The 23,738-nt window shown below is 70.6% G+C and carries 25 protein-coding genes and 2 tRNA genes; 21 read left to right on the top strand and 6 right to left on the bottom strand.

Annotated elements, in window-relative coordinates; all coding sequences use genetic code 11:
* The first annotated feature begins 229 nt into the window (after positions 1-229).
* The 8 genes from QCZ28_RS33360 (at position 230) to QCZ28_RS33325 (ending at position 5,150) form a co-directional block, all read left to right on the top strand.
* Positions 230-661, top strand: a complete 432-nt coding sequence (locus QCZ28_RS33360) for a RidA family protein (RefSeq protein ID WP_279520346.1) — start codon at positions 230-232, stop codon at positions 659-661.
* Positions 658-1,182, top strand: coding sequence for a 3-hydroxyanthranilate 3,4-dioxygenase (locus QCZ28_RS33355; RefSeq protein WP_278141273.1), 525 nt, complete (start codon positions 658-660; stop codon positions 1,180-1,182). The genes QCZ28_RS33360 and QCZ28_RS33355 overlap by 4 nt, the downstream gene beginning before the upstream one ends.
* On the top strand, positions 1,182-2,192 hold the full coding sequence (locus tag QCZ28_RS33350) for an amidohydrolase family protein (RefSeq protein ID WP_279520345.1): 1,011 nt from the start codon (positions 1,182-1,184) through the stop codon (positions 2,190-2,192). Before QCZ28_RS33355 ends, QCZ28_RS33350 begins: the two co-directional genes overlap by 1 nt.
* 28 nt (positions 2,193-2,220) lie before the next feature.
* Entirely contained in the window at positions 2,221-2,439 is a 219-nt protein-coding gene (locus QCZ28_RS33345) for a type II toxin-antitoxin system VapB family antitoxin (protein WP_279520344.1), read from the top strand.
* Positions 2,436-2,864: a PIN domain-containing protein gene (locus tag QCZ28_RS33340; protein WP_279520343.1), complete on the top strand. Its 429-nt coding sequence runs from the start codon at positions 2,436-2,438 to the stop codon at positions 2,862-2,864. The genes QCZ28_RS33345 and QCZ28_RS33340 overlap by 4 nt, the downstream gene beginning before the upstream one ends.
* A 56-nt stretch (positions 2,865-2,920) precedes the next feature.
* Positions 2,921-4,384 (top strand): amidase, encoded by a 1,464-nt coding sequence (locus tag QCZ28_RS33335; RefSeq protein ID WP_279520342.1) that lies wholly within the window; start codon positions 2,921-2,923, stop codon positions 4,382-4,384.
* 75 nt (positions 4,385-4,459) lie between these two features.
* Positions 4,460-4,756, top strand: coding sequence for a hypothetical protein (locus QCZ28_RS33330; protein ID WP_112584149.1), 297 nt, complete (start codon positions 4,460-4,462; stop codon positions 4,754-4,756).
* Positions 4,743-5,150: a DUF5130 family protein gene (locus QCZ28_RS33325; protein WP_279520341.1), complete on the top strand. Its 408-nt coding sequence runs from the start codon at positions 4,743-4,745 to the stop codon at positions 5,148-5,150. Before QCZ28_RS33330 ends, QCZ28_RS33325 begins: the two co-directional genes overlap by 14 nt.
* 55 nt (positions 5,151-5,205) lie before the next feature.
* Here QCZ28_RS33325 and QCZ28_RS33320 read toward each other — a convergent pair whose 3' ends face one another.
* Positions 5,206-5,769 carry a Uma2 family endonuclease gene (locus QCZ28_RS33320; protein ID WP_279520340.1) on the bottom strand — a complete coding sequence of 188 codons (564 nt, stop codon included), beginning with the start codon at positions 5,767-5,769 and terminating at the stop codon, positions 5,206-5,208.
* A 51-nt stretch (positions 5,770-5,820) separates the two neighbouring features.
* A complete protein-coding gene (gene pepN / locus QCZ28_RS33315; protein ID WP_279520339.1) occupies positions 5,821-8,370 on the bottom strand; it encodes an aminopeptidase N in 2,550 nt (849 codons plus the stop codon).
* Between the two features lie 220 nt (positions 8,371-8,590).
* Between pepN and QCZ28_RS33310 the strand changes: the two genes are divergently transcribed.
* The 4 genes from QCZ28_RS33310 (at position 8,591) to QCZ28_RS33295 (ending at position 11,760) form a co-directional block, all read left to right on the top strand.
* A complete protein-coding gene (locus tag QCZ28_RS33310; RefSeq protein ID WP_279520338.1) occupies positions 8,591-9,217 on the top strand; it encodes a DsbA family protein in 627 nt (208 codons plus the stop codon).
* A 180-nt stretch (positions 9,218-9,397) separates the two neighbouring features.
* On the top strand, positions 9,398-9,928 hold the full coding sequence (locus QCZ28_RS33305) for a hypothetical protein (protein ID WP_279520337.1): 531 nt from the start codon (positions 9,398-9,400) through the stop codon (positions 9,926-9,928).
* A 79-nt stretch (positions 9,929-10,007) separates the two neighbouring features.
* Entirely contained in the window at positions 10,008-11,207 is a 1,200-nt protein-coding gene (locus tag QCZ28_RS33300) for a DUF1015 family protein (protein ID WP_279520336.1), read from the top strand.
* An 85-nt stretch (positions 11,208-11,292) separates the two neighbouring features.
* Positions 11,293-11,760 (top strand): ribose-5-phosphate isomerase, encoded by a 468-nt coding sequence (locus QCZ28_RS33295; RefSeq protein ID WP_030333518.1) that lies wholly within the window; start codon positions 11,293-11,295, stop codon positions 11,758-11,760.
* Positions 11,761-11,771: 11 nt separating this feature from the next.
* Here QCZ28_RS33295 and QCZ28_RS33290 read toward each other — a convergent pair whose 3' ends face one another.
* Positions 11,772-12,113, bottom strand: a complete 342-nt coding sequence (locus QCZ28_RS33290) for a hypothetical protein (protein WP_279520335.1) — start codon at positions 12,111-12,113, stop codon at positions 11,772-11,774.
* Between the two features lie 137 nt (positions 12,114-12,250).
* On the opposite strand from QCZ28_RS33290, the gene QCZ28_RS33285 reads away from it, so the two are divergent.
* Entirely contained in the window at positions 12,251-12,796 is a 546-nt protein-coding gene (locus tag QCZ28_RS33285; protein WP_210866032.1) for a hypothetical protein, read from the top strand.
* Positions 12,797-12,988: 192 nt separating this feature from the next.
* On the opposite strand, the gene QCZ28_RS33280 is transcribed toward QCZ28_RS33285, so the two are convergent.
* Positions 12,989-15,133 carry a M14 family zinc carboxypeptidase gene (locus QCZ28_RS33280; RefSeq protein ID WP_279520334.1) on the bottom strand — a complete coding sequence of 715 codons (2,145 nt, stop codon included), beginning with the start codon at positions 15,131-15,133 and terminating at the stop codon, positions 12,989-12,991.
* 453 nt (positions 15,134-15,586) lie between these two features.
* Between QCZ28_RS33280 and QCZ28_RS33275 the strand changes: the two genes are divergently transcribed.
* Complete coding sequence (locus QCZ28_RS33275; RefSeq protein WP_279520333.1) at positions 15,587-16,096, top strand: SigE family RNA polymerase sigma factor; 510 nt, start codon at positions 15,587-15,589, stop codon at positions 16,094-16,096.
* Complete coding sequence (locus tag QCZ28_RS33270) at positions 16,093-16,923, top strand: hypothetical protein (RefSeq protein WP_279520332.1); 831 nt, start codon at positions 16,093-16,095, stop codon at positions 16,921-16,923. The genes QCZ28_RS33275 and QCZ28_RS33270 overlap by 4 nt, the downstream gene beginning before the upstream one ends.
* 164 nt (positions 16,924-17,087) lie before the next feature.
* Here the strand turns inward: QCZ28_RS33270 and QCZ28_RS33265 are convergent.
* Positions 17,088-17,161 (bottom strand) — tRNA-Gly (locus QCZ28_RS33265).
* Positions 17,162-17,499: 338 nt separating this feature from the next.
* Between QCZ28_RS33265 and QCZ28_RS33260 the strand changes: the two genes are divergently transcribed.
* The 6 genes from QCZ28_RS33260 to QCZ28_RS33235 all read left to right on the top strand — a co-directional run bounded on the left by QCZ28_RS33260 (position 17,500) and on the right by QCZ28_RS33235 (position 22,982).
* Positions 17,500-17,573: transfer RNA gene (locus QCZ28_RS33260), tRNA-Pro, on the top strand.
* Between the two features lie 138 nt (positions 17,574-17,711).
* Positions 17,712-19,058: a trigger factor gene (gene tig, locus QCZ28_RS33255; protein WP_279520331.1), complete on the top strand. Its 1,347-nt coding sequence runs from the start codon at positions 17,712-17,714 to the stop codon at positions 19,056-19,058.
* 171 nt (positions 19,059-19,229) lie between these two features.
* Positions 19,230-19,871: an ATP-dependent Clp protease proteolytic subunit gene (locus QCZ28_RS33250; protein WP_007464111.1), complete on the top strand. Its 642-nt coding sequence runs from the start codon at positions 19,230-19,232 to the stop codon at positions 19,869-19,871.
* Between the two features lie 10 nt (positions 19,872-19,881).
* Positions 19,882-20,544, top strand: a complete 663-nt coding sequence (locus QCZ28_RS33245; RefSeq protein WP_030333536.1) for an ATP-dependent Clp protease proteolytic subunit — start codon at positions 19,882-19,884, stop codon at positions 20,542-20,544.
* A gap of 209 nt (positions 20,545-20,753) precedes the next feature.
* On the top strand, positions 20,754-22,049 hold the full coding sequence (clpX, locus tag QCZ28_RS33240; protein WP_130403784.1) for an ATP-dependent Clp protease ATP-binding subunit ClpX: 1,296 nt from the start codon (positions 20,754-20,756) through the stop codon (positions 22,047-22,049).
* A gap of 135 nt (positions 22,050-22,184) precedes the next feature.
* On the top strand, positions 22,185-22,982 hold the full coding sequence (locus QCZ28_RS33235) for a carbon-nitrogen hydrolase family protein (RefSeq protein ID WP_279520330.1): 798 nt from the start codon (positions 22,185-22,187) through the stop codon (positions 22,980-22,982).
* A gap of 3 nt (positions 22,983-22,985) precedes the next feature.
* On the opposite strand, the gene QCZ28_RS33230 is transcribed toward QCZ28_RS33235, so the two are convergent.
* The gene (locus QCZ28_RS33230) at positions 22,986-23,210 is read right to left on the bottom strand and encodes a hypothetical protein (RefSeq protein WP_030333540.1); all 225 of its coding nucleotides are present in this window, start codon (positions 23,208-23,210) and stop codon (positions 22,986-22,988) included.
* Between the last annotated feature and the right edge of the window lie 528 nt (positions 23,211-23,738).

Below are 23,738 nucleotides of genomic sequence, written 5' to 3'. Positions count from 1 at the left end.
GACGCTCGCCCAGGCTTCGTCGCGCGTTCGTCCGATCTCGGCTCGTCGGTGGTCACCGCTGGGGGTTTCCGACCCCGGTCTACCGATCTCTGGGCGGTCATCGCTGTGGGGGGTTTCCGGGCAGCCCGGCCGGCTCCGGGCGGTCAGGCTTGATCCCTGCGCCGGTCGGGCTGCCCGGAACCCCGGACCTGGTCGCGGTCCGCACGGCGGTCCCCGGGGGTGGGTTGTCATGAGTGTCGACGGTGCGCGGGTCGTTGCCGGGAAGGCGGTTCCTCGGGGGGCGTTTCCGCACGTCAAGGTGGCGGGTGGGTTCGTCTTCGTCTCCGGTACGTCGTCCCGGCGGCCGGACAACACCTTCGCGGGCGTCTCGGTGGACGAGTTCGGCACGACCGACCTTGACATCCGGGTGCAGACGCGGGCCGTGATCGAGAACATCGGCGATCTGCTGCGCTCGGTCGGCGCGGACCTCACCGACCTCGTCCAGGTGACGACGTACCTGGTCAACATGAATGACTTCGGTGGTTACAACGAGGTGTGGGCGGAGTTCTTCGACGCCTCCGGACCGACCCGTACCACGGTGGCGGTGCACCAGCTGCCGCACCCGCACCTGCTGATCGAAATCCAGGCCGTGGCCCTTCTTCCCTCGGGAGGTCAGTCGTGAGTGAGATCGCCGAGCCGTTCAGCTTTCCGGGCTGGATCGCCGACAACCAGCACCTGTTGAAGCCCCCGGTGGGCAACAAGGAGATGTTCCCCGGCGGTGACGACTTCATCGTGATGGTGGTGGGCGGGCCGAATCAGCGCACCGACTTCCACGTGGACCCGTACGAGGAGTTCTTCTACCAGGTCAAGGGCAACATGCACATCAACCTGGTCACTCCCGAGGGGCCGCGTACGGTGCACGTGCGCGAGGGCCAGATGTGGATGTTGCCGCGCAACACCCCGCACTCGCCGCAGCGCCCGGAGGCCGGCTCGATCGGCGTGGTCGTCGAGCGGGTCCGCGAGGAGGGCACGCTGGAGACGTTCCAGTGGTACTGCCCGGAGTGCGGCAACAAGGTGCACGAGGTGGAGCTGCAGGTCCGCGACATCGCCGCCGACCTGCCCCCGGTGTTCCAGGCGTTCTACGCCGACGAGGCGGCGCGCACCTGCGCCAACTGCGGCACCCTGCACCCGGGCAAGGGCTGATGCCCGCAGCCGTTGTCGACGTGCACACGCACGTCGTACCGAAGGGGTGGCCGGACCTCGGCGCGGCGTGCGGCGGGTCCGACTGGCCGTGGTTGCGGGTCGACTCCGAACGGGCCGCCATGATCATGGTGGGGGAGACGGAGTTCCGCCCGGTCGGCGCCGAGTGCTGGGACGCCTCGACGCGACTGGCCGACATGGACGCCGACGGCGTGGCCGTGCAGGTGGTCTCGCCCACCCCGGTCTTCTTCAGCTACGACCGCCCGGCCGACCAGGCGGTCAAGGTCGCCCGGATCTTCAACGACCTGACCCTGGAGGTCACCGCGGCCGGCGGTGACCGGCTGGTGCCGTTCTGCCAGGTGCCGTTGCAGGACCCGGACGCCGCCTGCGCCGAGCTGGACCGCAGCCTCGCCGCCGGGCACGTGGGCGTGGAGATCGGCAACCACGTCGGCGACCGGGACCTGGACGACGCCGGTGTGGTCACCTTCCTGCAGCACTGCGCCGAGGTGGGCGCACCCGTCTTCGTCCACCCGTGGGACATGCCGGGCGGGCCGCGACTGGACCGTTGGATGGCCCGGTGGCTCACCGGGATGCCCGCCGAGACGCACTTGTCGGTGCTGGCGATGATCCTCGGGGGTGTCTTCGACCGGGTGCCGCGGACGCTGCGGATCTGCTTCGCGCACGGCGGCGGCAGTTTCCCGTTCTGGCTCGGCCGCGCCGACAACGCCTGGCACCGCCGTGGCGACCTGGTCCGGGGTGCGTCCGCCGGCCCGCCCAGCAGCTACCTCGACCGGTTCAGCGTCGACTCGGTGGTCTTCACGCCGCCCGCGCTGCGGCTGTTGGTGGACACCATGGGGGAGGACCGGGTGCTGGTCGGCAGCGACTACCCGTACCCGCTGGGTGAGCGGCCGGTCGGCGCGGTGGTGCACGCGGCCGACTTCCTCACCGACGCCCAGCGTGCCAAGCTCCTGTCCGCAAACGCCCTGCGCTTCCTCGGCGAGTCTGATATATAAAGACGACCCTCGCGGATATACTGCACGCATGAAGACTGTTATCGATCTTGATGATGAGCTGCTCGACAGGGCCCGCCGCGAGTTGGGCACCAAGAGCAAGAAGGACACCATCCACGCCGCGCTACGCCTGGTCGCCGAGCGGAGTGAGCGTGTGAAGGCCATCCGGGAACTGCTCTCGGTCGACCAGGACTGGACCGGCCTGCTTGAGGACGACAAGACACCGCGCGGCGAGCAGGACGCTGCGTGATCCTGCCGGCGGGGCTCTACCTCATCGACACATCGGCATGGAGTCGCCGACGCCAGCCGATCGTAGGCAAGCGAATCACCACGATCCTCGAGGAGCGGCTCGCCGCGACCTGTGTGCCGCTCGATCTCGAGAACGGTCGGAGCGCCCGAAACTTCCGGGACGCCATGACGATGCGCGCACTCCGTGCGGAGCTGATGATCGACCTTCCGATCACCCTGGCCGTTGCCACCCGCGCACAGGACCTGCAGCTGGCGCTGACAACTCGCGGCCATCACCGGGCGGCCAGCCCCGTCGACGTCCTGGTCGCGGCGGCTGCTGCCGAATACTCCGCGACCGTCCTGCACTACGACCGCGATTTCGACCTGATCAGTGACGTCGGTGGGCCTCGCAGTGAATGGGTGGCGCCGGCGGGCACGCTGGACTGACGGTAGGACGCCGTGTCGGCCCGTCGACAGTCGCTCCCAGCGGGCAGGATGAGGGCATGGCCGAACCGCACGACCTGACCGCGTTGGAGCAGGCCGCCGCCATCGCGCGCGGCGAGCTGTCCAGCGTCGACCTGGTCGAGCACTGCCTGAGCCGGGTGGCGGCGCTCGGCGACACGGTGGGCGCGTTCGTCACCGTCACCCCGGATCTCGCCCGGCAGGCCGCACGGGCCGCCGACGCGGTGCCGACCGGGGAGCGCGGCCCGCTGCACGGCGTACCGACCGCGATCAAGGACCTGACGCTCACCGCCGGCGTCCGCACCACCTTCGGTTCGGCCGCCTTCTTCGACTTCGTCCCGCCGGTCGACGCCGACGTGGTCCGGTTCATCAAGGCCGCCGGTCTGGTCAGCCTGGGCAAGACGACCACCTCCGAGCTGGGCTGTTCGCTCTACTCGGAGGGCCGGGTCGCGCCGCCGGCCCGCAACCCGTGGCAGTTGGCGTACACGGCGGGTGGGTCCAGTGGCGGCGCGGCGGCGGCGGTAGCGGCCGGGCTGGTCCCGGTCGCCCAGGGGTCCGACGGCGGCGGGTCGCTGCGCATCCCGGCGTCGCTCTGCGGCCTGGTCGGCTACAAGCCCAGTCGGGGCCTCGTCTCCGGCGGGCCGGTCGGCTCCGGCGCGTTCGGCCTGCCCATCAGCGGTCCGCTCGGGCGGACGGTCACCGACGTCGCCGCGCTGCTCGACGTCATGGCCGTCCCGGTCCCCGGCGAGCCCTACCTGCCGCCGGTCGCGCCGCCCGGCGGCTACCTGGCCGTCGCGCGCCGGGCCGAGCCCGGCCCGCTGCGGATCGGCCGGTTCACCACGCCGATGCTCGCCGACGAGCCGGTGCACCCCGACTGCGTGGCCGCCGTGGACCGGGCCGCCGCGTTGCTCACGGCGGCCGGCCACGAGGTGGTCGAGGTGCCGCCGCCGCTCGGGCCGGCGGCGTGGCCACTGTTCGAGATCCTCTGGTACGTGCTGGCGTTGGCCCCGGTGCCGCCACAGCGGGAGGCGGAGCTGCTGCCGTTGACCCGGCTGCTCCGGGCCCGGGGTGCCGAGCTCTCCGCCGGCACCCTGGCCGCCACCCTCGGGGAGCTGCAGGCGCAGGTCCGCCTCGGTGCCCGCCGCACCGCCGGCTGCGACCTGCTCCTCTGCCCCACCCTGGCCACCCCGCAGGCGCCCGTCGGTTGGTTCAGCGCCGACGCGGACCCGGCCGCCGACTTCGACCGGCAACGCCGGTTCTCGCCCTACTGCGCCATTTTCAACGTCACCGGCGATCCCTCCGTCTCCCTCCCGCTGGGCACCACCACCGACGGACTGCCCGTCGGGGTGCTGCTCACCGGCCGGTACGGCGACGACGCGCGGCTTATCGCCACCGCTGCGCAACTGGAGAACTCCAGTGACGGATGGGATCGGCACCCCGCAATCTGGCGGGCCGTCGACTCCGCTAACGTGAATGGCGACGGAGTCGGGCGGTCGGCAGCATGATCGTCCATCCGACCCGGTTGTTCAAGGTCGTCCTTCTTCCGCCTGGGGGCGTTGGGATTGTCTGTTACCGAGACGTTGCTGGTCTTCGTCGGCATCCCGTTGGCCGCGGTCCTGGTCATCGCCGGCCTGTCGTACGCCGGTAGCCGTGGGGGTGCCACCGGCGGTGGCGGTGGCGCCAAGCGCTACCGTCCGGGCCGGCCCTTCGACTTCACTCCGGTCTGGTTCCTGGGCCGGCCGGAGCAGCTGGCCGACTCGGCCGGCACCGCGCTGACGGCGGGGGCGCAGGCGCCCGCGCTGACCAGCCACAAGCTTGAGCAGGCCAGCGTCGAGGCGCCGGCCGGTGGAACCGGAGGCGCAAGTGACCGTTGGTGAGAAGCAGGCCGGGTCGGTAAATCCGCCCGAGGTGCTGGACGGGCCGTTCTCGACCCGCCAGTTGCTGCGCATCGACGAGGCGTTGCGCCTGGCCGACAAGGGCAGCGGCCTGGTGTTCTCGGTCTTCGTCGGCGGTCTCGACGAGCCGATCCGCGAGCACGCCCAGCGGCTGCACCGTCAGCTCGCCGAGCCCGACAAGTCGGTGCTGATCGCCGTGTCGCCCAACCAGCGGCAGCTGGAGATCGTCACCGGGCGGTACGCCCGAAAGCGCATCCCCGACACGTACGCGAAGCTGGCCGCGCTCTCCATGGTCGGCGCGTTCAGCGGCGGCGACCTGGCCGGCGGCATCATCAACGGCCTCGACCAGCTCGCCAGCCACGCCGGCAAGGGCTGACCCACTCGTACGACGAAGCCCCGGCCAGCTCGCAGCGGGCCGGGGCTTCGTCGTGTCAGCGAGGCCAGGCGGACGGGTCCAGCTTCATCGACCACGGCTCGTCCACGTTCACCGGGTTGTCCGGGCCGAGGGTGCCCAACAGGTCGTAGTGTTCGCCCTCGCCAAGCCGATACCGGTAGATCACCGGGCCGAAGTTGCCCCGTTCGACCCGCCAGTAGTGCGGGATGCCCGCCTCGGCGTAGAGAGCGGGCTTGGTGAAGCGATCGTGGCGACGGCTCGTCGGCGACTCCACCTCGACAACGAGACTGACGCTCTCCGGTTGATGCCAACGCACACCACGGGGGGTGTTTGGCTTCAGCACGGTTACATCCGGAATCAGGTTGCCCGACGGTAGCCCCAGCCCGATCTCACGAATAACGCGCCACCCATCCGGTGCCGTAGCCCCCAAAGCCGTCCGAATATGGTCGGCCAGTTCGTGGTGATCGTCGTCGGCCGGTGGTGTCACGTGCAGGCTCCCGTCGATGATCTCGTAGCGGTTTCCGTTCTCCGGCAGGTCGGACAGGTCCTGCTCGCGCCAGCCCCGCTCCGGGGGCTGCCACTGGTAGGTCGGCTGCGCCATCACGTTCACCTCCTCTCGCCACCATAATGGCCCGGGCCGGGTACTCGTCGGTCAGCTCTGCGCGGCGTCCTTCGCGCGGGCCTTCAACGCCCGCACCACACCGTCGCGACCCTCGGCCACCAGCCGCCGCAGCGGGGCGGGGTGCCCGTCACCGGCCAGCCACGCGTCGGTGGCCGCCACCGTGTCGTCCGCCACGAGGTAGGTGGGGTACGCCAACTGGGCGAACTCCTGCGCCGGCTCGCTGTCCCGGGTGGCCCACACCTGCCCGACCGCCGCGAAGTAGCGCTCCCGGTACGGGGCGACCAGCTCCACCTGCGTCGGGTGGGCGAAGCCCTGCAACAGTGCCCGGTGCCGCCAGTTGGGCAGCGCGTCCGGGCCGGTGAGCAGGGCCCACACGGCGGCCTTGTTCTCCGCCGTCGGGATCAACGCGTGCGCGTACGCGGCCTCCCGCTCACCACTGGCCGTACGGTCGCCGCTCAGCTCCGCCTCGATCTCGGCGGTGCCGGCGGCCCCGTTGGCCACCAGCGCGGCGAGGACCGACCAGCGCAGCTCGGTGTCGACGGTCAGCCCGGCCGGAACGCCGGTGCCGTCCAACCAACCCCGCAGCGTCGCCAGGTCGTCCTCGGAGCGGACCGCCGAGGTGAACGCGCGGGCCCAGGCCAACTGGAACCCGCTGCCGGGCTCGGCGGCGGCGAGCGCGTCGCGGGCGGTACGGGCCAGGTCGGCCCAGCCGGTGGGCGCCCAAGCCGGGTCGGCGTACAGGGTGAGCGCGGTGGTCGCCTGCCGCAGGGTGGCGGTGACCAGGTTGATGTCGGTCTCCGCGGGCAGCCCGCTCAGCGTCAGCGCCACGTAGTCACGGGCGGACAGCTCGGCGTCGCGGATCATGTCCCACGCGGCGGTCCAGCAGAGCGCGCGGGCCAGCGACGAGTCGAAGCCACCGATGTGCTGCACCACTGTCGCCATCGAGCGCTCGTCGAGGCGCAGCTTGGTGTAGCTGAGGTCGTCGTCGTTGAGCAGCAGCACGTCGGCCGCCCGGACGCCGCGCAGCGGGGCGAGATCGGTGTGCTCGCCGGTCACGTCCACCTCGTACCGCTCCCGACGGACCAGCCGCCCGTCGGTCAGGTCGTACAGGCCCACGCCGATCCGGTGCGTACGCAGCGTCGGGTACGCCGCCGGCGCCTCCTGTCGCACCAGCACCTGCTCGTACGTGCCGTCCGCCCCGATGGTCACCTCCGGCCGCAGCGTGTTGACCTGCGCGGTCTCCAACCACTGCGCGGCGAACTTGCGCAGCTCCCGACCGGATGCGGCCTCCAACTCGGTGAGCAGGTCGTCGAAGGTGGCGTTGCCCCAGGCGTGCTTGCCGAAGTAGGCCCGCAGCCCGGCCACGAACGGCTCCTCACCCACGTAGGCGACGAGCTGCTTGAGCACGCTCGCGCCCTTGGCGTAGGTGATGCCGTCGAAGTTGACCTCCACGGCCTCCATGTCCGGCATCTCGGTGTAGACCGGGTGGGTGGAGGAGAGCTGGTCCTGCCGGTAGCCCCAGTTCTTCCGGATGGACAGGAAGGTCGTCCACGCCTCGGTGAACCGGGTCGCGTTGGTGTTGCACCAGTGGCTGGCCCACTCGGCGAACGACTCGTTCAGCCACAGGTCGTTCCACCAGCGCATGGTGACCAGGTCACCGAACCACATGTGGGCCAGTTCGTGCAGGATCGTGTTGGCCCGCTGCTCGTACTCGAAGTCGGTGACCTGCGAGCGGAACAGGTAGTGCGACTCGGCGTGCGTCACGCAGCCGAAGTTCTCCATCGCGCCGGCGTTGAAGTCGGGCACCCAGAGCTGGTCGTACTTCGGCAGCGGGTAGCGCACCCCGAACTTCTCGTGGAAGAAGTCGAAGCCCTGCTTGGTGATCAGGAACAGGTCGTCGGAGTCCAGGTACCGCGCCATCGACGCCCGGCAGAACACCCCCAGGTCGATGCCGTCGTGGGCGTCGCGCACCTCGTGGTACGGCCCGGCGCACATCGCCGTGATGTAGGTGCTCATCCGGGGCGACTCGGCGAAGTGCAGCGTCTTGAGCGCCTCACCCGCGGGCTCCTCGCGCTGCACCGGCATGTTGGACACCGCCCGCCAGTGCGCCGGCACCGTGACGTGCCAGGTGTAGACGCTCTTCAGGTCGGGCTGGTCGAAGCAGGCGTACACCCGCTGCGCGTCGGCCGTCTCGAACTGGCTGTAGAGGTACGTCTCGCCGTCCACCGGGTCGACCGTCCGGTGCAGACCCTGACCGCTGTTGGAGTAACCGAAGTCGGCGTCGACCACCAGGACGTTGTCGCTGTCCAAACCGGACAGGGTCAGGCCCTTCTCGGCGGACCAGTCGGAGAGGTCGACGGGCGTGCCGTTCAGCGTCGCGGACCGCACCGACTCGGCGGCCAACTCGATGAACGTGCTCGCCCCCGGTTCGGAGCAGCGGAACCGGACCTCGGTCGTCGACCTGAACGTGCGGCCGTCGGCCGCCAGCACGGCGGTGGACAGGTCCAGACTGATGTCGTACCCCGTCACGTTGAGCAGGCGTGCCCGCTCGGTCGCCTCGACCTGCGTCAGGTTGCGCACTCCCGGCACTGTTCGTCTCCATCCCACGTGTCGCCGTACGCCCGGCGGCGCCCGTTCGCCTACCGCTCGTGACGGCCGGCCCGATTCGAGTCTTCCATGTACGGGCAGCCCGCGGTGGCCGAGGTCACGCTCTCATTCGGGTGCCGGTCGATGTGCTGCGGGGTGAAGATTCTTCTGAGACGCCGACTCCCGGCGCCACCCGTTGTGAAGGGATCTCACCGTGACCGAACGTGTCACCGCCGACATGTGGTTCGACCCGGCCTGCCCGTGGGCATGGATCACCTCACGCTGGCTGCTCGAGGTCGAGCAGGTCCGGGATGTGGATATCCGGTTCCACGTGATGAGCCTCGCCGTGCTCAACGACGGCCGCGACGAGCTGCCCGAGGAGTACAAGGAGTTCCTGAAGACGGCGTGGGGCCCGGTGCGGGTCTGCATCGCCGCCGAGCAGCGCCACGGCAATGAGGTGCTGCGCCCGCTCTACACCGCGCTCGGCACCCGGATCCACCTGCAGAAGCAGGAGCGGAACACCGAGCTGTACGTGGCCGCGCTCACCGACGCCGGCCTGGACCCGGCGCTGGCCGCGGCCGCCGACAGCACCGACTACGACGAGGCGCTGCGGTCCAGCCACGAGGCGGGCATGCGCCCGGTCGGACAGGACGTGGGTACTCCGGTCGTGCACGCGCCCGGCCCGGACGGCGCTCCGGTGGCGTTCTTCGGCCCGGTGATCACCCCGGCTCCGAAGGGGGAGGCCGCCGGCCGGCTCTGGGACGGCGTGCTGCTGGTCGCCGGCACCCCGGGCTTCTACGAGCTCAAGCGCACCCGGGAGCAGGACCCGATCTTCGACTGAGCGACGGCCACCGCGCCCCCGTCCGTGCCGCGTCAGCTGCGTGGACGGGGGCGTTTCGGGTCGGGTGCCGAGGTCGGCGGACGGTCGTGGCGTCACCGGGAGGCGGGCGGCGTCGTTTCCCTCGGTGTCCGCCGCAGCGACCCGTAGGGCCGCACGCCGCAGCTCGTGGAGGCATTCCCGATGGCCAAGCACCGTGCGTCCGGTGACGAACAGTCGACCCGGCAGGGGGTGATCGAAACTCCCGGCGCGGACTACTGGTCCGTCGACGACTCCCGCTGGCCGACAGTCCGCCCGGATCTTCCCGCCCACCTGGTGGATCTGCTCGCGCCGCCCATCGTGGTGGGCGTGGCGCGGGTCCCGGTGACCTCCCGGCTCACCCCGCCCGCGGTGGTCGACCCACTCCCGTCGCCCGCCGACGCCGTCCCGGCCGACGTGCCGGCGCTGGTGCCGTCGGGGGCGGCGCCGGCCGAACCCGCGCCCCCGCCGCCGGCTCCGCCGCCCCCGCCGCCGGCTCCGCCGCGTCCGGTGCCGACACCGCCGCTGAACCCGAGGCCCGTTCCGACGCCGCCCCCGGACCGTCCCGTGCCGGGGCCGCCCACGTCGCCCCGCCGCTCCGTGAACACCGGGCCGATCGGGAGCGGTCGACGCGGCAACGGCGGGCCGGTGAGCGCGGGTCGACACCGCCGGGGCACCTCCGACCGCGCCGGCTGACCGACCGGGCGCTTTCATCTGGTGGACGCCCTGCGGGTCCCCGTCGGCGGCGACACCGTCGCCGGTAGCGTCAGTGGGTATGACGGTCGTGCATCCGATCACCCGGGCCTGGGTCACCACTGGCGGCACCGGCGCGCAGAACTACGACGAGTTCGCCGACGACGCGGAGATCACCGCGATCATCGAGTCGAACCCGCACAGTGCTCTCGGCATCGAGATGCCGCATCGCGCCCCGCAGAGCCTGGGCAAGTCGTTCCTCGACGCGCTGCCGGACGCGGTGTCCCGCCTCGCCGAAGCCAAGGCCGACGGCAGTTACACCCCCGCCGAGCAGGTGGTGGTGCTCTACCGGATCAGCGCACCCGGCGAGGAGCCGGCGTACGGGATGTTCGCGATGGTGGACACCGACCAGATCTCCACCCGGGCGGACGAGCCGGGCCTGGTCATCCGCAACGAGGACGTCTTCATCGCCAAGGTCCGCGAGCGGGTGGCGCTGGCCGACGCGCTGGGCCACCTGCTCTCACCCGTACTCCTGCTGCAGACCGGGCGTGGCGATGAGCTGCACGCGGCGCTCGCGGCGGCGACCGCCGCGGCCGGTGTGCCCGCCGCGACGGACACCGACCAGGCGGGGCGCACGCACGCGATCTGGCTGCTCGGCCCCGGCCCGGAGCAGACCACGTTGACAGCTCTCGCCGGTGGCGGCGACCTGGTCGTCGCGGACGGCAACCACCGCAGCCTGGCCGCCCAGACCGGAGGGCTGCCGCGCTTCCTGGCCGTGGTCACCACTCCCGCGTCGGTGGCCATCCAGCCGTACAACCGGCTGGTCAGCGAGCTGACCACCACCCCCGCCGAGCTGCTCGACCGGCTGCGGGCCGCGGGCGCCGAGGTCGAGCCGATCGACGGCCCGGTCGAGGTCCCGGAGGCCGGCGGCACCGTGCACCTCCGCCTCGACGGACAGGGGTACGCGGTGCGCCTGCCCGCCACGGCCTCCGCCCGCCTGGAGAACCTGGACCACGCCCTGGTCGAGCGTCTGGTGCTGCGCGACGCGCTCGGTCTGGACCCGGGCGACAAGCGGATCACCTACGTCGGTGGTGACTACCCGGCGAGCTGGCTCACCGGTGAGGTCGACGCCGGGCGGGCCGAGTTGGCCATCCTGATCGCCCCGGTGACCGTGGCGGATTTCGTCGCCGTCAACCTGGCCAGGGAGAAGATGCCCCGCAAGAGCACCTGGTTCACCCCGAAGGCGCGCGGCGGTCTGGTCGTCGCCGAGCTGCCGCGCTGAGCGCCGTCCCCACGACCGTGTGACGAACCCGCGCCCGGGGACGCCCCTGTGACGTCCCCGGGCGCGGCCTGACAGACTTCCCGGTATGCGCGTCTACCTGGGATCCGATCACGCCGGTTTCGAGTTGAAGGTGCACCTGGCCAACCACCTGGCCATGCAGGGCTACGACGTGGTCGACGTCGGCCCGCACGCCTACGATCCGGACGACGACTACCCCACGTTCTGCCTGCACACCGGCGACCAGGTGGTGGCCGACGAGACGGGCCTCGGAGTGGTCATCGGTGGCTCCGGCAACGGTGAGCAGATCGCCGCGAACAAGATCGCCGGCGTCCGCGCCGCGCTGGCCTGGAGCGTCGAGACCGCTCAGCTGGCCCGCCAGCACAACGACGCGAACGTGGTCGCCGTCGGTGCCCGCCAGCACACGCTGGACGAGGCGACCGCCATCGTCGAGGCGTTCCTGAACACGCCGTTCTCCGGCAACGAGCGGCACGCTCGCCGGATCGCCCAGGTGGCCGAGTACGAGCAGACCCGCAAGCTGCCCGACCTGCCCTGACCGGGCGGCGCTCAGCGCGGCGAGCGGGGCAGCTCCTCGCGGGGCACCCAGTTGCGGCGGACCACCACCACCCGGGCCTCCGCCTCGGCCAGGTCGTCGTCGTTGGGGCGGGCCGCGTCCCGGGCCCGTAGCGCGGCGCTCAGCCCCACCTGGGACGAGCCGGAACCGACCAACCCGCGCAACCCTCGCTCGCCGTCGCGCTCGTCGCCGCCCGCGCCCCTGCGCCGCGCGGGCGGGTCGTCACCGTCGTGCACGCCCGCGGTGCTGGCCGTCGGGCCGTCGGCACCCGGTCTGGCCGTCTCGGCGTCGGCGGGGTGGCGCAGCCGTCGCCGTCGTCGGTCGGGGTCACCCATCAACCGACCGTACCCTGCCCGGTGTGATCCGGCACCGTCGTGGGCTGCGCGTCCCGGCCGGGGTCGGCGACCGATTTGCCGGCTGGCTACCCTCGAATCCAGGCGGTGTCGTTGCCGTCGGTCAGGGGGAGGACGAGATGGCAGACCAGACGCAGCCGTGGGCGGAGCGGACCGTGGAGGTGCCACCGCAGGCCGGCGTCGGGGTGCCGCCGCAGCGCGACGGGTTCCGTCGGGGGGTCGCCCCGGTGGGTCAGCCGCGCACCCCGCGGACGGAGCCGTTTCCGGTGGTCGCCGAGGAGCCGACCGGCACGGGCTGGCCCGACGGGCCGGTGCCGCGCCGCTCGCTGAGCTCGCGAATGGCGCAACTGCGGCGCGGCGGTGAGTGGAGCGCGGCGGCCGGCCTGTTCGCGTTCGTGTGTTGGGGGATCTGGGCGCTGTCCGGCCAGGGTGACCTGAGCGGCCCGCTGCTGGTGTTGGTGCTCAGCCTGCTGGTGGCGGTCGGCCTGTTCGCCCTGTCCCGGCTGGTCGGCAGGGTGGTGCTGGAGCGGCAGCTGGGCCGGGTCCGGCGCAGCGCCCGGGGTGCCCACCTGGCGACGGCGGTCTTCCTCGCCGGCCTGGGGGTGGCGTGGCTCCAGCAGACCGAGTGGGTCGTTTCGGCCTGGAACTGGATCTCCTCGAACTGATCCGGAGCGTGCACGGGCGGGCCGGTCGATGCCCGCCCACCCGTGCACCCGGTCGTCTCCCCACCAGGCAAGGTCGCTGCTTACCCGGCCGGTCGCGGTTCATCCGTGGCCGGCCGCTCCGACCTGCTTCGAGGGGGGTGAGATCCGGCCGGCGGTGCCGCGCCCCGGTGCGGGCACGGCACCGCTGAGGGATCAGCCGGCGGATTCGGCGGCGGCGTAGTCGCGGGCCACCCGGACCATCTCCACCAGCCCGCCGGCGTACTCCTGGGATTCGCCGTGCGCCTCGTCGAACGGCGGCTGGAAGCCGACGCCCTCCCACTGGTTGGTCGCCGGGTTCCACCGGTCGTTGCCGACCTCGAAGTCCCAGGCGAAGATGCCCAGCTCGTAGTAGAGCTGGTCGGCCGAGTTGCCGGCGGCGGAGTAGAGCACGTCGGCGACCGGTCCGGTCTGCGACGGCCAGGTCACGGTGCCGCGCTCCTGTGCGATGGCGCCGACGATCCGCCGGGCGCTGTTGAGGAACAGCGTCGACTCGTCGATCGACGGTCGGGGCAGGGTGATCCGCCCGTCGGCCCGGTACGCCCCGGGCGGCCACATGAAGTACCCGCCGTAGGAGTGCACGTTCATCGCGAACTTGATGTTCGGGTGGTCCTTGGCGAGCGCGATCACGTTGCCGCTCTCCGCCTCGGACAGCTCGGCGGTGCCCGCGTAGTTGCCGGACAGGCAGTTGGCGCTGGCGCCCACGTACCCGTCGAAGTACGACCCGACGGTGTAGTTGCGGTTGATGTCGACGCCCCACGAGGTGCGATTCTTCGGGTCGCGGGCCGCCCCGGTGCAGTGGTTGACCAGGTTCTTGCGCTGGAAGTTGAAGTCGTTGAACGAGTAGTTCGCGCCGTCCGGGTTCACCGTCGGGATGACGAAGATGTCGACCTGTTCCAGCAGTTCACGGGTGGCCGGGTCGGTGCGGGCGTTGGCCAGCATCCGCTCGGCGAACTCCAGCGTCACCAGTGGGGTGGCCCACTCCCGGGCGTGTTCCTGGGAGTACGCGAGCACCCCGACCCGGGAGCCGTCCCGGTGTACGCCGAGGCGCAGCGCCTGCACCGTCCACGGCCGGGCGGGCACCTCGGTGCCCTGGAGGCCGTCGTCGAGTCGGGTGGGGCCGGCGACGGGCATCGGCAGCCCGGCCGAGCCGTCCTCGACGGTGGCCCGGAACCGCTCCGGCTGGCGGGCGTTGATCGCCGCCGCTACCTCGTCGGTGGTGCTCACCGTCTTGCCCGCGGTGTCGGTGGCCAGCGAGACGGTGAGGACACGGTCGCGGTAGTTGACGGTCAGTGGGCGGTTCGCCCGGCCCGGGTCGACCGTCCGCACCTGTACGCCGTTCATGTTCTGGTCGCCGAAGCGGACCGACTCGACCACCACGGCGGCCACCGCCGGGTCGCCCAGGTAGCCGGCGGCGTTGCGTCGGTACCCCTGGGTCCTGTTCGGCAGGTCGATCACGTCGACGAGGTCCCGGTACTGGCGGGCCAGGCGCTTGATCCGCGCCTGGATGTCGATCGGCGTGAGGTACGCGTCGATGAAGTCCTTCTGGTAGCCGGCCGGCAGCGGGGGCGGGGAGGCGTTCGGCCAGAGCGCCGGCGTGACCACCCGGCTGACCCCGCCGAGGCTGGAGGTGGCGGTCAACTGGACCGGCCGGTTCGGCACCGGCTGGGGAAGGTTGTAGTGGTACTGGTACTCGCCCGAGTCCTCGAACCGGTACAGCGGGAACGACCCGGTGGCGCCGTCCGCCGTCCGCCAGCTGACCGTGATCTCCACGTCCGGGTCGTCGGTGGCGGTGGTGGCCACCTGGGCCTGCAGGAAGGTCTGCCCACCGGTGGTCCACCAGTACGCCTGCTGCACCTGAAGGGTGTCCACCGCCGCGGCGGCGGTGGTCCGTTGGCCGGCGGCCGGAGCGCGCAGCCCGGCGGCGGTGCGGGCCTGAGCCGCGCGGACGCTGTCGGCGTAGTTCCGGGTGCCGTCCCCGGCGCGCTGCACGATCTGCACGGCGGTCGCGCCCTGCGCGGTCAGTTCGGCGAGCTGCGTACCGGTGAGCACCAGGTCGGCGAGGATCCGCCCGTCGCGGGCGCGGGGTCGGTTGGCCAGGTCCGCGCCGGTGGCGACGAGCCGGTCCAGTTGGGCCTGATCGCGGAGCTGGACCCGGACCAGGGCGGTCTCGGTGGCGGTCAGGGTGATCGGGCTGGCCGGGGCGGCGGGTGCCGCCGCTGCGGAACCGGGATGGGACAGCACCGCGCTGATCAGGATCGCTGTGGTGGCGGCAGCTGTCCACCGTCGTCGGACGATCATGTGCCCTCCTGTGACGGACGGAGATGTGCGTGGTCCTTACACCAGTGCACAGATCGACAACTGTCAAGAGATGGGGTGGCCTGTACTCGCCGGGGCAAAGCTCACGGAACGTGCTCGCGATCAATCAGGTCAGGCGGAGCAGGGGCCGTCGCCGGAGCTTGAACACCTGCTGTTCACTGAGCGGCCGGCCCATACGCACAAGTCGGCGATGATCCAGAACATCTGGACCTACGCGAGCAGCAAATCCAGGGCCGACGATGTCGCGGGGTCGATCACCCGTGCCGGCCGGAGCTACGCCGGAACGTCGTAATCAGCTTCATCGACGCTGTCGGCCACGCTTGTAGCCCTCGGACGTCGTTCGGCGTTGATCCCTGTGACATCTGCGGGAGTTTCGGAGCAACCCTCCGAGCCGGACCCCGCGTGACTATCTCGAAACGGGGATCGGAGGCCTGAATGAGCGACCGCGACGAGGCGTTCGCCGAGTACTTCGCGGCACGGTCCGGGGCCATGCGCGGCACCGCGTACCTGCTGTGCGGCGACTGGCACCGGGCCGAAGACCTGGTCCAGACCACGTTCGTCAAGCTCTACCGGGTCTGGAACCGGATCTCCCGGCACGAGGTGCTCGACAGCTACGTGCGTCAGATCCTGGTCCGGACGTTCCTCGACGAGCGCCGCCGTGGTTGGTGGCTTCGGGAACGGGTGGGCGGCGAGGACACCGAGCAGGTGGCCCCGTCCGACTCGCCGGAGAGCCGGCTGGTGCTGCTCCAGGCGCTGGCCCGGGTGGCACCGCGGCAGCGGGCCGTGCTGGTTCTTCGGTACTGGGAGGACCTGCCGATCGAGGACGTCGCGGCTCTGCTGGAGTGTTCTCCAGGGACGGTGAAGAGCCAGGCGGCACGCGGGCTCGACACGTTGCGCGGCCTCCTGTCACCCACCTACAGCGGGATCGAGATGGGGGAGCGATGAACGAGGAAGAGTTCCGCGAGGGGCTGCGCAGCGAGATGGCGGGCATCACCCCGCCACCACCATTGAGTACGACGGCCGCGCTCGGCGCGGTACGACGGGCGCACGTCCGCCGGCGCGTGGTGTGGGCGTCGCTCGGCGCGGCGGCTGTCGTGCTGGCGGTCAGCGGCTTCGCGGCCGTCGCCAGTCCCGGCGGCCACGTCTACGAGCCGGCGGGCCGTGGGCCACTGGTTGCTCCGGACACCAAGGAGCCGTGGCCGACCGGGCCGAACGGTCAACCGCAGGAGGACCGGACCGCTCGGGCCGGCTCCAAGCACGACCAGGGAGCGCACCTGCTCAGCGAGGCTGTCGCTGTCGTGCCCGCCGGTTTCACCACGCCCGACGATCCACCGGGTCACTCCGCCGAGCAGCGGACGCTGCGGACCCACCAGGCGCAGTTCGAGGCCAGGGTGGACGGCGCCGACGTGTGGAGCTTCTCCACTTCGGTGGCCGTCGCGCAGGGCAACAGCACCGGTCGCGTTGTCGTCGAGGTGTACGACGCCGGCAATCCGCTGCCGACCGAGCCGTGCGACCTGGCCCAGAAGTTCTGGGGCATGCGGGGCGAGTGTCAGGTCGAGACCGTTGGCGCGGCGCGGGTCGGCGTGGTGGTCCGACCGACCGACGACGACCGGCTGGACCAGTGGTCGGCGTACCGGCATCCGGACGGCGTGGTGGTCTTCGTGGCGCAGGGCGTACGGCTAGACGAGAGCCGACCCGCGTTGACGAAGCTGCCGTTCTCCGTACCGCAGTTGGCGGCGCTCGCCGTCGACGAGAGGTTCCACCTGAAGTGACACGGCACCTCGGCCTCGCCGAGTGGGTCCAGGTGCCGCGAGCCAGCGGTCCACCTGGGCCTTGCCGTGTCTCTCCGCCGCCCCGGTGACCCGTGCGCGCTGCGCCGCGTCCCGCTCACGGTCGAGGTGCCCTTGCGGCGGCCTCTGACCTGGGTTGGAGGTGGTGGAGCGGGCGACGGGAATCGAACCCGCGTAGTCAGTTTGGAAGACTGAAGCTCTACCATTGAGCTACGCCCGCGTGCGTCCGTCGGAACGGAACGCGCCCATAGCGTACCCAATGCCGGTGCCGGCCCGTAACCGCGCCACCGGCCCGCGATGCCGTGGCGTCCCGACCCGCCGGCGCCACGCCTCCACGCCGCGGCACGACGCCTCCAAGATCCGCACAACATCCGGGATGTAGCGGCCTTGCCGTGCGAGGAGACCACTACATCAGTGATGTTGTGCGGATCTTGGATCGCCCAGCGGATCGTGGCGGCGCCCGGGTGGGCGGAATGGCTGTTTTCAGGCGATGTGTCCGGGTGGGGGACGCCCCGGCACCACCTGAGGCGTGGCGACGGCATAGACTGCACGTCGCCACGGGGTGTGGCGCAGCTTGGTAGCGCACTCGCTTTGGGAGCGAGGGGCCGTGGGTTCAAATCCCGCCACCCCGACTGTCGTCCGCGGCCGGGCCGCCCCGGGTGCCGCCCAGTGCGGTCCCCGGGCGATGCCGGAGCGTCAGGCCGGCTCGCCTACACTCGATGGGCTGAATCACGCCCAGACTCAACTGAGATCCGTCAAGGAGTACGCCTGTGAAGAGCACCGTCGAGACTCTGAGCCCGACGCGCGTGCGGCTCGCCATCGAGGTGCCGTTCGTCGAGCTCGAGCCGAGCCTCAAGAAGGCGTACCGGGAGATCGGTTCGCAGGTCCAGGTTCCGGGCTTCCGCCGGGGCAAGGTGCCGACCGCGGTGATCGACCAGCGGGTGGGCCGGGGCACCGTCCTCAACGAGGCGGTCCAGGAGGCCATCCCGGAGAACATCCTCGCCGCGGTGCGCGAGCACGACCTGAAGACGCTGGGGCGCCCGGAGGTCGAGATCACCGAGTTCAACGACGGTGACTCGCTGAACTTCACGGCCGAGGTCGACGTCCGTCCGGAGATCACCATCCCGGACGCGAGCACCATCGAGGTGACCGTCGACGAGCTGCAGATCGACGAGAGCGAGATCGACGAGCAGGTGAAGAACCTGCGGGAGCGTTTCGCGACCCTCAAGACCGTCGAGCGGGCCGCCGCCGAGGGTGACTACGTCCAGATCGACCTGAACGCCACCGTCGACGGCGAGGACGTGCCGGGCGGTCAGGCGAGCAACATCTCCCACGAGGTGGGCAGCAAGCAGCTCCTGCCGGGCCTGGACGAGGCAGTCGTCGGCCTGGCCGCCGGCGAGGACACCACCTTCACCACCCAGCTGGTCGGCGGCGACTTCGCCGGTCGCGACGCCGACGTGGCGGTGACCGTGCGCACGGTCAAGGAGAAGGAGCTGCCCGAGCTGAACGACGAGTTCGCCCAGATGGCCAGCGAGTTCGACACGATCGAGGAGCTGCGCGGCGACCTGCGGGCGCGGGTCACCCAGGGCAAGCAGGTCGAGCAGATCTACGCCGCCCGGGACAAGGCCCTGGCCCAGCTGGTCGAGGCCGCCGATATCCCGGCCCCGGAGGGTGTCGTCCGCGAGGAGGTCGCGAGCCGCAAGCAGGCGATGATCGACCAGCTGGAGCGCATCGGCGCCTCGATGGAGGAGTACCTCGCGGCCGAGGACAAGACCGAGGAGCAGATCGACGCCGAGCTGACCGAGGCGGCGACCGAGGGCGTCAAGGTCCAGCTCCTGCTGGACACGCTGGCCGACGCGGAGGACGTGCAGGTCTCCGACGACGAGTTCGGGCACGAGATCGTGCACCGGGCGCAGCGTGCCGGGATGGCCCCGCAGCAGTACTACGACCAGCTGGTGCGCTCCGGCGCGGCCGCCGCGGTCTTCGGCGACGTGCGGCGGGGCAAGGCGCTCGCGGCTGTCATGGAGCGGATCACGATCAAGGACTCGGCCGGCAACGGGATCACCCTCGACGCGCTGCGCGCCGCCAACGAGGCGGAGCACAACCACGAACACTGATCGTCGGGTCGCGGCCGCCGTCCGCCGCTCAGCGGCAGACGGCGGCCGTTTCCCTTTCTGGGGTACGCCCGACACAGCTGCGCTGAGAGCGAACACTGCCCCGACCGGGACTCTGCCGCCCCGCACAGCGGTTAGTGTCGGGAAAGACGGTACGGAGAGCGAAGGGCTGCCATGACCGACATGCACATCCCCAAGAAGTCGCTCCGGGCGATTGACGCGCGCGGTGGCGACTCCATTGGCAACCTCGACGACTCGGTCTACAACCGGTTGCTCAAGGAACGCATCATCTTCCTGGGCAGTGAGGTGACCGACCAGGTCGCCAACCGCATCTGCGCGCAGCTGCTGCTGCTCGCCGCGGAGGACCCGGACCGCGACATCAACCTGTGGATCAACTCGCCGGGTGGCTCGGTCTACTCCGGCATGGCGATCTACGACACCATGCAGTTCATCGACAACGACGTGTCGACCGTGGCGATGGGCATGGCTGCCTCGATGGGCCAGCTGCTGCTCTGCGCGGGCACCAAGGGCAAGCGGTACGCCCTGCCCCACGCACGGATCATGATGCACCAGCCGTCCGGTGGTCTGGGCGGCACGGCGTCCGACATCGCCATCCAGGCGGAGCAGATGCTCTACACGAAGCGGATGTTCCAGGAGCGGGTCGCACACCACACCGGCCAGAGCCAGTCGCAGATCGAGGCCGACTCGGACCGGGACCGTTGGTTCACCGCCCAGGAGGCCATGGACTACGGCTTCATCGACAAGGTGATCATCGGGGCCGCACAGGTTCCGGATGGCGCCGGGACCCTGAGCTGAGGAGCTGACGATGACCGATCTGAGCCTGCCGCCCCAGTTCGCGGCCGTGCACAACCGCTACGTGCTGCCGTCGTTCGTTGAGCGCACGTCGTACGGGGTCAAGGAGTCGAACCCGTACAACAAGCTCTTCGAGGACCGGATCATCTTCCTCGGCGTCCAGGTGGACGACGCGTCGGCGAACGACGTGATGGCCCAGCTGCTGACGCTCGAGGGCACCGACCCGGACCGCGACATCATCATGTACATCAACTCGCCGGGTGGGTCGTTCACCGCCATGACGGCGATCTACGACACCATGCAGTACGTCCGTCCGGACATCTCGACGGTCTGCCTCGGGCAGGCGGCGAGCGCGGCGGCGGTGCTGCTCTCGGCGGGCACTCCGGGTAAGCGGATGGCCCTGCCGAACTCGCGGATCATCATCCACCAGCCGGCCACCGAGGGCGGCTACGGGCAGGGCTCGGACATCGAGATCCAGGCCCGGGAGATCCTGCGGATGCGTACGCAGCTGGAGGACATGCTGTCCCGCCACTGCAACCGCCCGATCGAGCAGGTTCGCAAGGACATCGACCGTGACAAGATCATGACGGCCGAGGAGTCCAAGGAGTACGGGCTGGTCGACACGATCCTGACCAGTCGCAAGAAGGGTCTGCTGGCGGCCAACGCCGCTCGCTGAGCAGCATCGGGTCAGAGGTTGGCCGGGGCTTCGTTCCCGGCCGACCTCTGACACACCCGTTTTGGGGGTCGGAGAATGCCCCGCCAGCGGGTAACGTCGGGTCCGTACCGCTTCGCCGGTTGGCCCGGCGGCGCGAACGAAGCCGGGCGGAGCGCAACGTCCGCAGGTCAGGGCCGGGTCTCCGGCCGATGAGTGCAGGGAGAACGTAGGTGGCACGGATCGGTGACGGCGGCGACCTACTGAAATGCTCCTTCTGCGGCAAGTCGCAGAAGCAGGTCAAGAAGCTCATCGCGGGCCCAGGGGTCTACATCTGCGACGAGTGCATCGATCTCTGTAACGAGATCATCGAAGAGGAGCTGGCCGAGTCCGGCGAGGTGAAGTGGGAAGAGCTTCCCAAGCCGATGGAGATCTGCCAGTTCCTCGACACCTACGTCGTGGGTCAGGATCAGGCGAAGAAGGCACTGGCCGTCGCGGTCTACAACCACTACAAGCGGATCCAGGCCGAGGCGGCTGGCGCGCCGGGCTCCGGCAGTGACGCCGTCGAGCTGGCCAAGTCCAACATCCTGCTGCTCGGTCCGACGGGGTGCGGCAAGACCCACCTGGCGCAGACCCTGGCCCGGATGTTGAACGTTCCGTTCGCCATCGCCGACGCGACAGCGCTGACCGAGGCGGGCTACGTCGGCGAGGACGTGGAGAACATCCTCCTCAAGCTGATCCAGGCCGCCGACTACGACATCAAGCGCGCCGAGACCGGGATCATCTACATCGACGAGGTCGACAAGATCGCCCGCAAGTCGGAAAATCCCTCGATCACCCGGGACGTCTCCGGCGAGGGTGTGCAGCAGGCACTGCTCAAGATGCTTGAGGGCACGGTGGCCAACGTGCCGCCGCAGGGCGGCCGTAAGCACCCGCACCAGGAGTTCATCCAGATCGACACCACCAACGTGCTGTTCATCTGCGGTGGCGCGTTCGCCGGCCTCGACCAGATCATCGAGTCCCGCACCGGGCAGGGTGGCACGGGCTTCGGCGCCCGGCTCCGGTCGGTGTCCGAGCGGTCGACCGACGACATCTTCAGCCAGGTCATGCCGGAGGACATGCTCAAGTTCGGGCTGATCCCCGAGTTCGTCGGCCGGCTGCCGGTGATCACCAACGTGCGCAGCCTGGACCGCAGCGCCCTCGTGCGGATCCTCACCGAGCCGCGCAACGCCCTGGTGCGGCAGTACCAGCGCCTGTTCGAGCTGGACGGCGTCGAGTTGGAGTTCGACGAGGCGGCGCTGGAAGCCATCGCCGATCAGGCGATGCTGCGGGGCACTGGTGCCCGTGGCCTGCGGGCGATCATCGAGGAGGTCCTGCTCTCCGCGATGTACGAGGTGCCGAGCAACCCGGACGCCGCCCGCGTGCTGATCACCCGCGAGGTCGTCCTGGAGAACGTCAACCCGACGATCGTGCCGCGCGAGTTCACCGGCCGGCGTGCCCGCCGCGATCGCGAAGAGAAGTCCGCCTGATCCTCCCCGCATCACGCCGGCCGTCGAGTTCTGGGACGGCCGGCGTGATCGCGTTCGGGCGCCGGCCGCTGACCACTCGCGCCGGCCGGGTTGTGACCCTGTCCGTGAGCGGTCTTCCAGCCGTACCCTTTGCACATGCGTGTCGCCGTCTGCCAGCTGAACGCCCGGGACGACCGTAAGGCCAATCTGGCGGCCGCGGAGGCCCTGCTGGAGCGCGCTGCCGCCGGCGGCGCCGACCTCGCCGTCCTCCCCGAGTACGTCGACTACCTGGGGCCCGCCGCGGGGCTGCCTGAACCGGAGCCGGTCGACGGGGAGGTTGGCAGCTTCTTCGCCGGGGTCGCCCGCCGGCTCGGAATCTGGCTGGTGGCCGGCTCGTTCCACGAGGCCGGCCCGGACCCGGAGCACACCTGGAACACGTCGCTGGTCTTCGACCGTTCCGGCAGCCTGGCCGCGAGCTACCGCAAGATCCACCTGTACGACGTGGAGATCCCCGGTCGGGTCTCGTACCGGGAGTCGGCGAGTGTCGCGCCCGGGGTCCAGCCGGTGGTGGTCGACGTCGAAGGGCTGAGGGTCGGCCTGTCGATCTGTTACGACCTGCGCTTCCCGGAGCTGTACCGGCGGCTCGCGTCCGATGGTGGCGCGCAGCTGCTGGTGGTTCCGGCGGCATTCATGATGCACACCGGCCGCGACCACTGGGAGGTTCTGTTGCGGGCCAGGGCGATCGAGAACCAGTGTTTCGTGGCGGCGGCCGGCCAGACCGGCGACCACGAGCCGGGTCGCACCTGCTTCGGGCGCAGCATGGTGGTCGACCCGTGGGGGACGGTCATCGGCCAGGTGCCGGATGGGCCGGGAGTTTCCGTCGTCGACCTGGACCTCGACCGGCTCGACGCGATCCGCGCCGAGCTGCCCAGCCTCGCCAACCGCCGGCTCTGAGCCTCAGCCCTCCAGCAGGACGCCGATCACCGCGAACCCGGCGATGGCCGCCGCGGTGACCAGCAGCGCCGTGGTCATCCGGGACCGGCCCCGGCGGGCCAGTCGTCCCACCGAGAGCACGAGTACGACCAGCACCACCGCACCGATCACCACCTGCCAGAACGGCCCGATGAGGCCGAGCAGTGCCTCCTCGGCGACCACCCTGGCACCGTGCCCGGACTCATCCATGACTGACACTCTGGCACGTCGAGGCGGTCCGCGTCCTCGGCCGCACCGAGGAGCCTGCCGCGCACCTCGCCCGAACCAGTGATGAACCCTGATTTGCCTTCTCCGGGCCGGCCGCGTAACTTTCTCTCTGCACGGGGGAGGCCGGACAAACCGGCCGAGAACGGGCACCAGGCTCGTGGCGGGAACGCCGAGCGAGACTGAGGATCGGGCGGTGCGGAACACTCCGGATACGGGGTTGCGAACGCGAAGCCGACCGGGTAGAGTTCTGAAGCCGGCAGGAGCCGGGCGGAGAGCCGCGAAGCGGCGATCGGCCGGTCTGCGGCTTCCCACGACAGAAACGAACGTCGGAAACGACGCGCGTCATCGTGGACTCGAAGCAGTAAGAGTATCCGCAATCTCGCTGAAGCATGACGAACCGCGAAATATCGGTTTGACAGGGTGGAAACGAGCGGGTAACGTAGTAAAAGTGCCTGGCGCTGAAAGCGCCGGGGTGCGGAGTAGGGAATGCCCCGGTTGGGGTTCCACTTG

The sequence above is a fragment of the Micromonospora sp. DH14 genome, assembly GCF_029809455.1.
GTDB lineage: Bacteria > Actinomycetota > Actinomycetes > Mycobacteriales > Micromonosporaceae > Micromonospora > Micromonospora parva.
The sequence above is the reverse complement of the archived record's forward strand: the minus strand, read 5'-3'. Positions and strand labels throughout refer to the sequence as shown.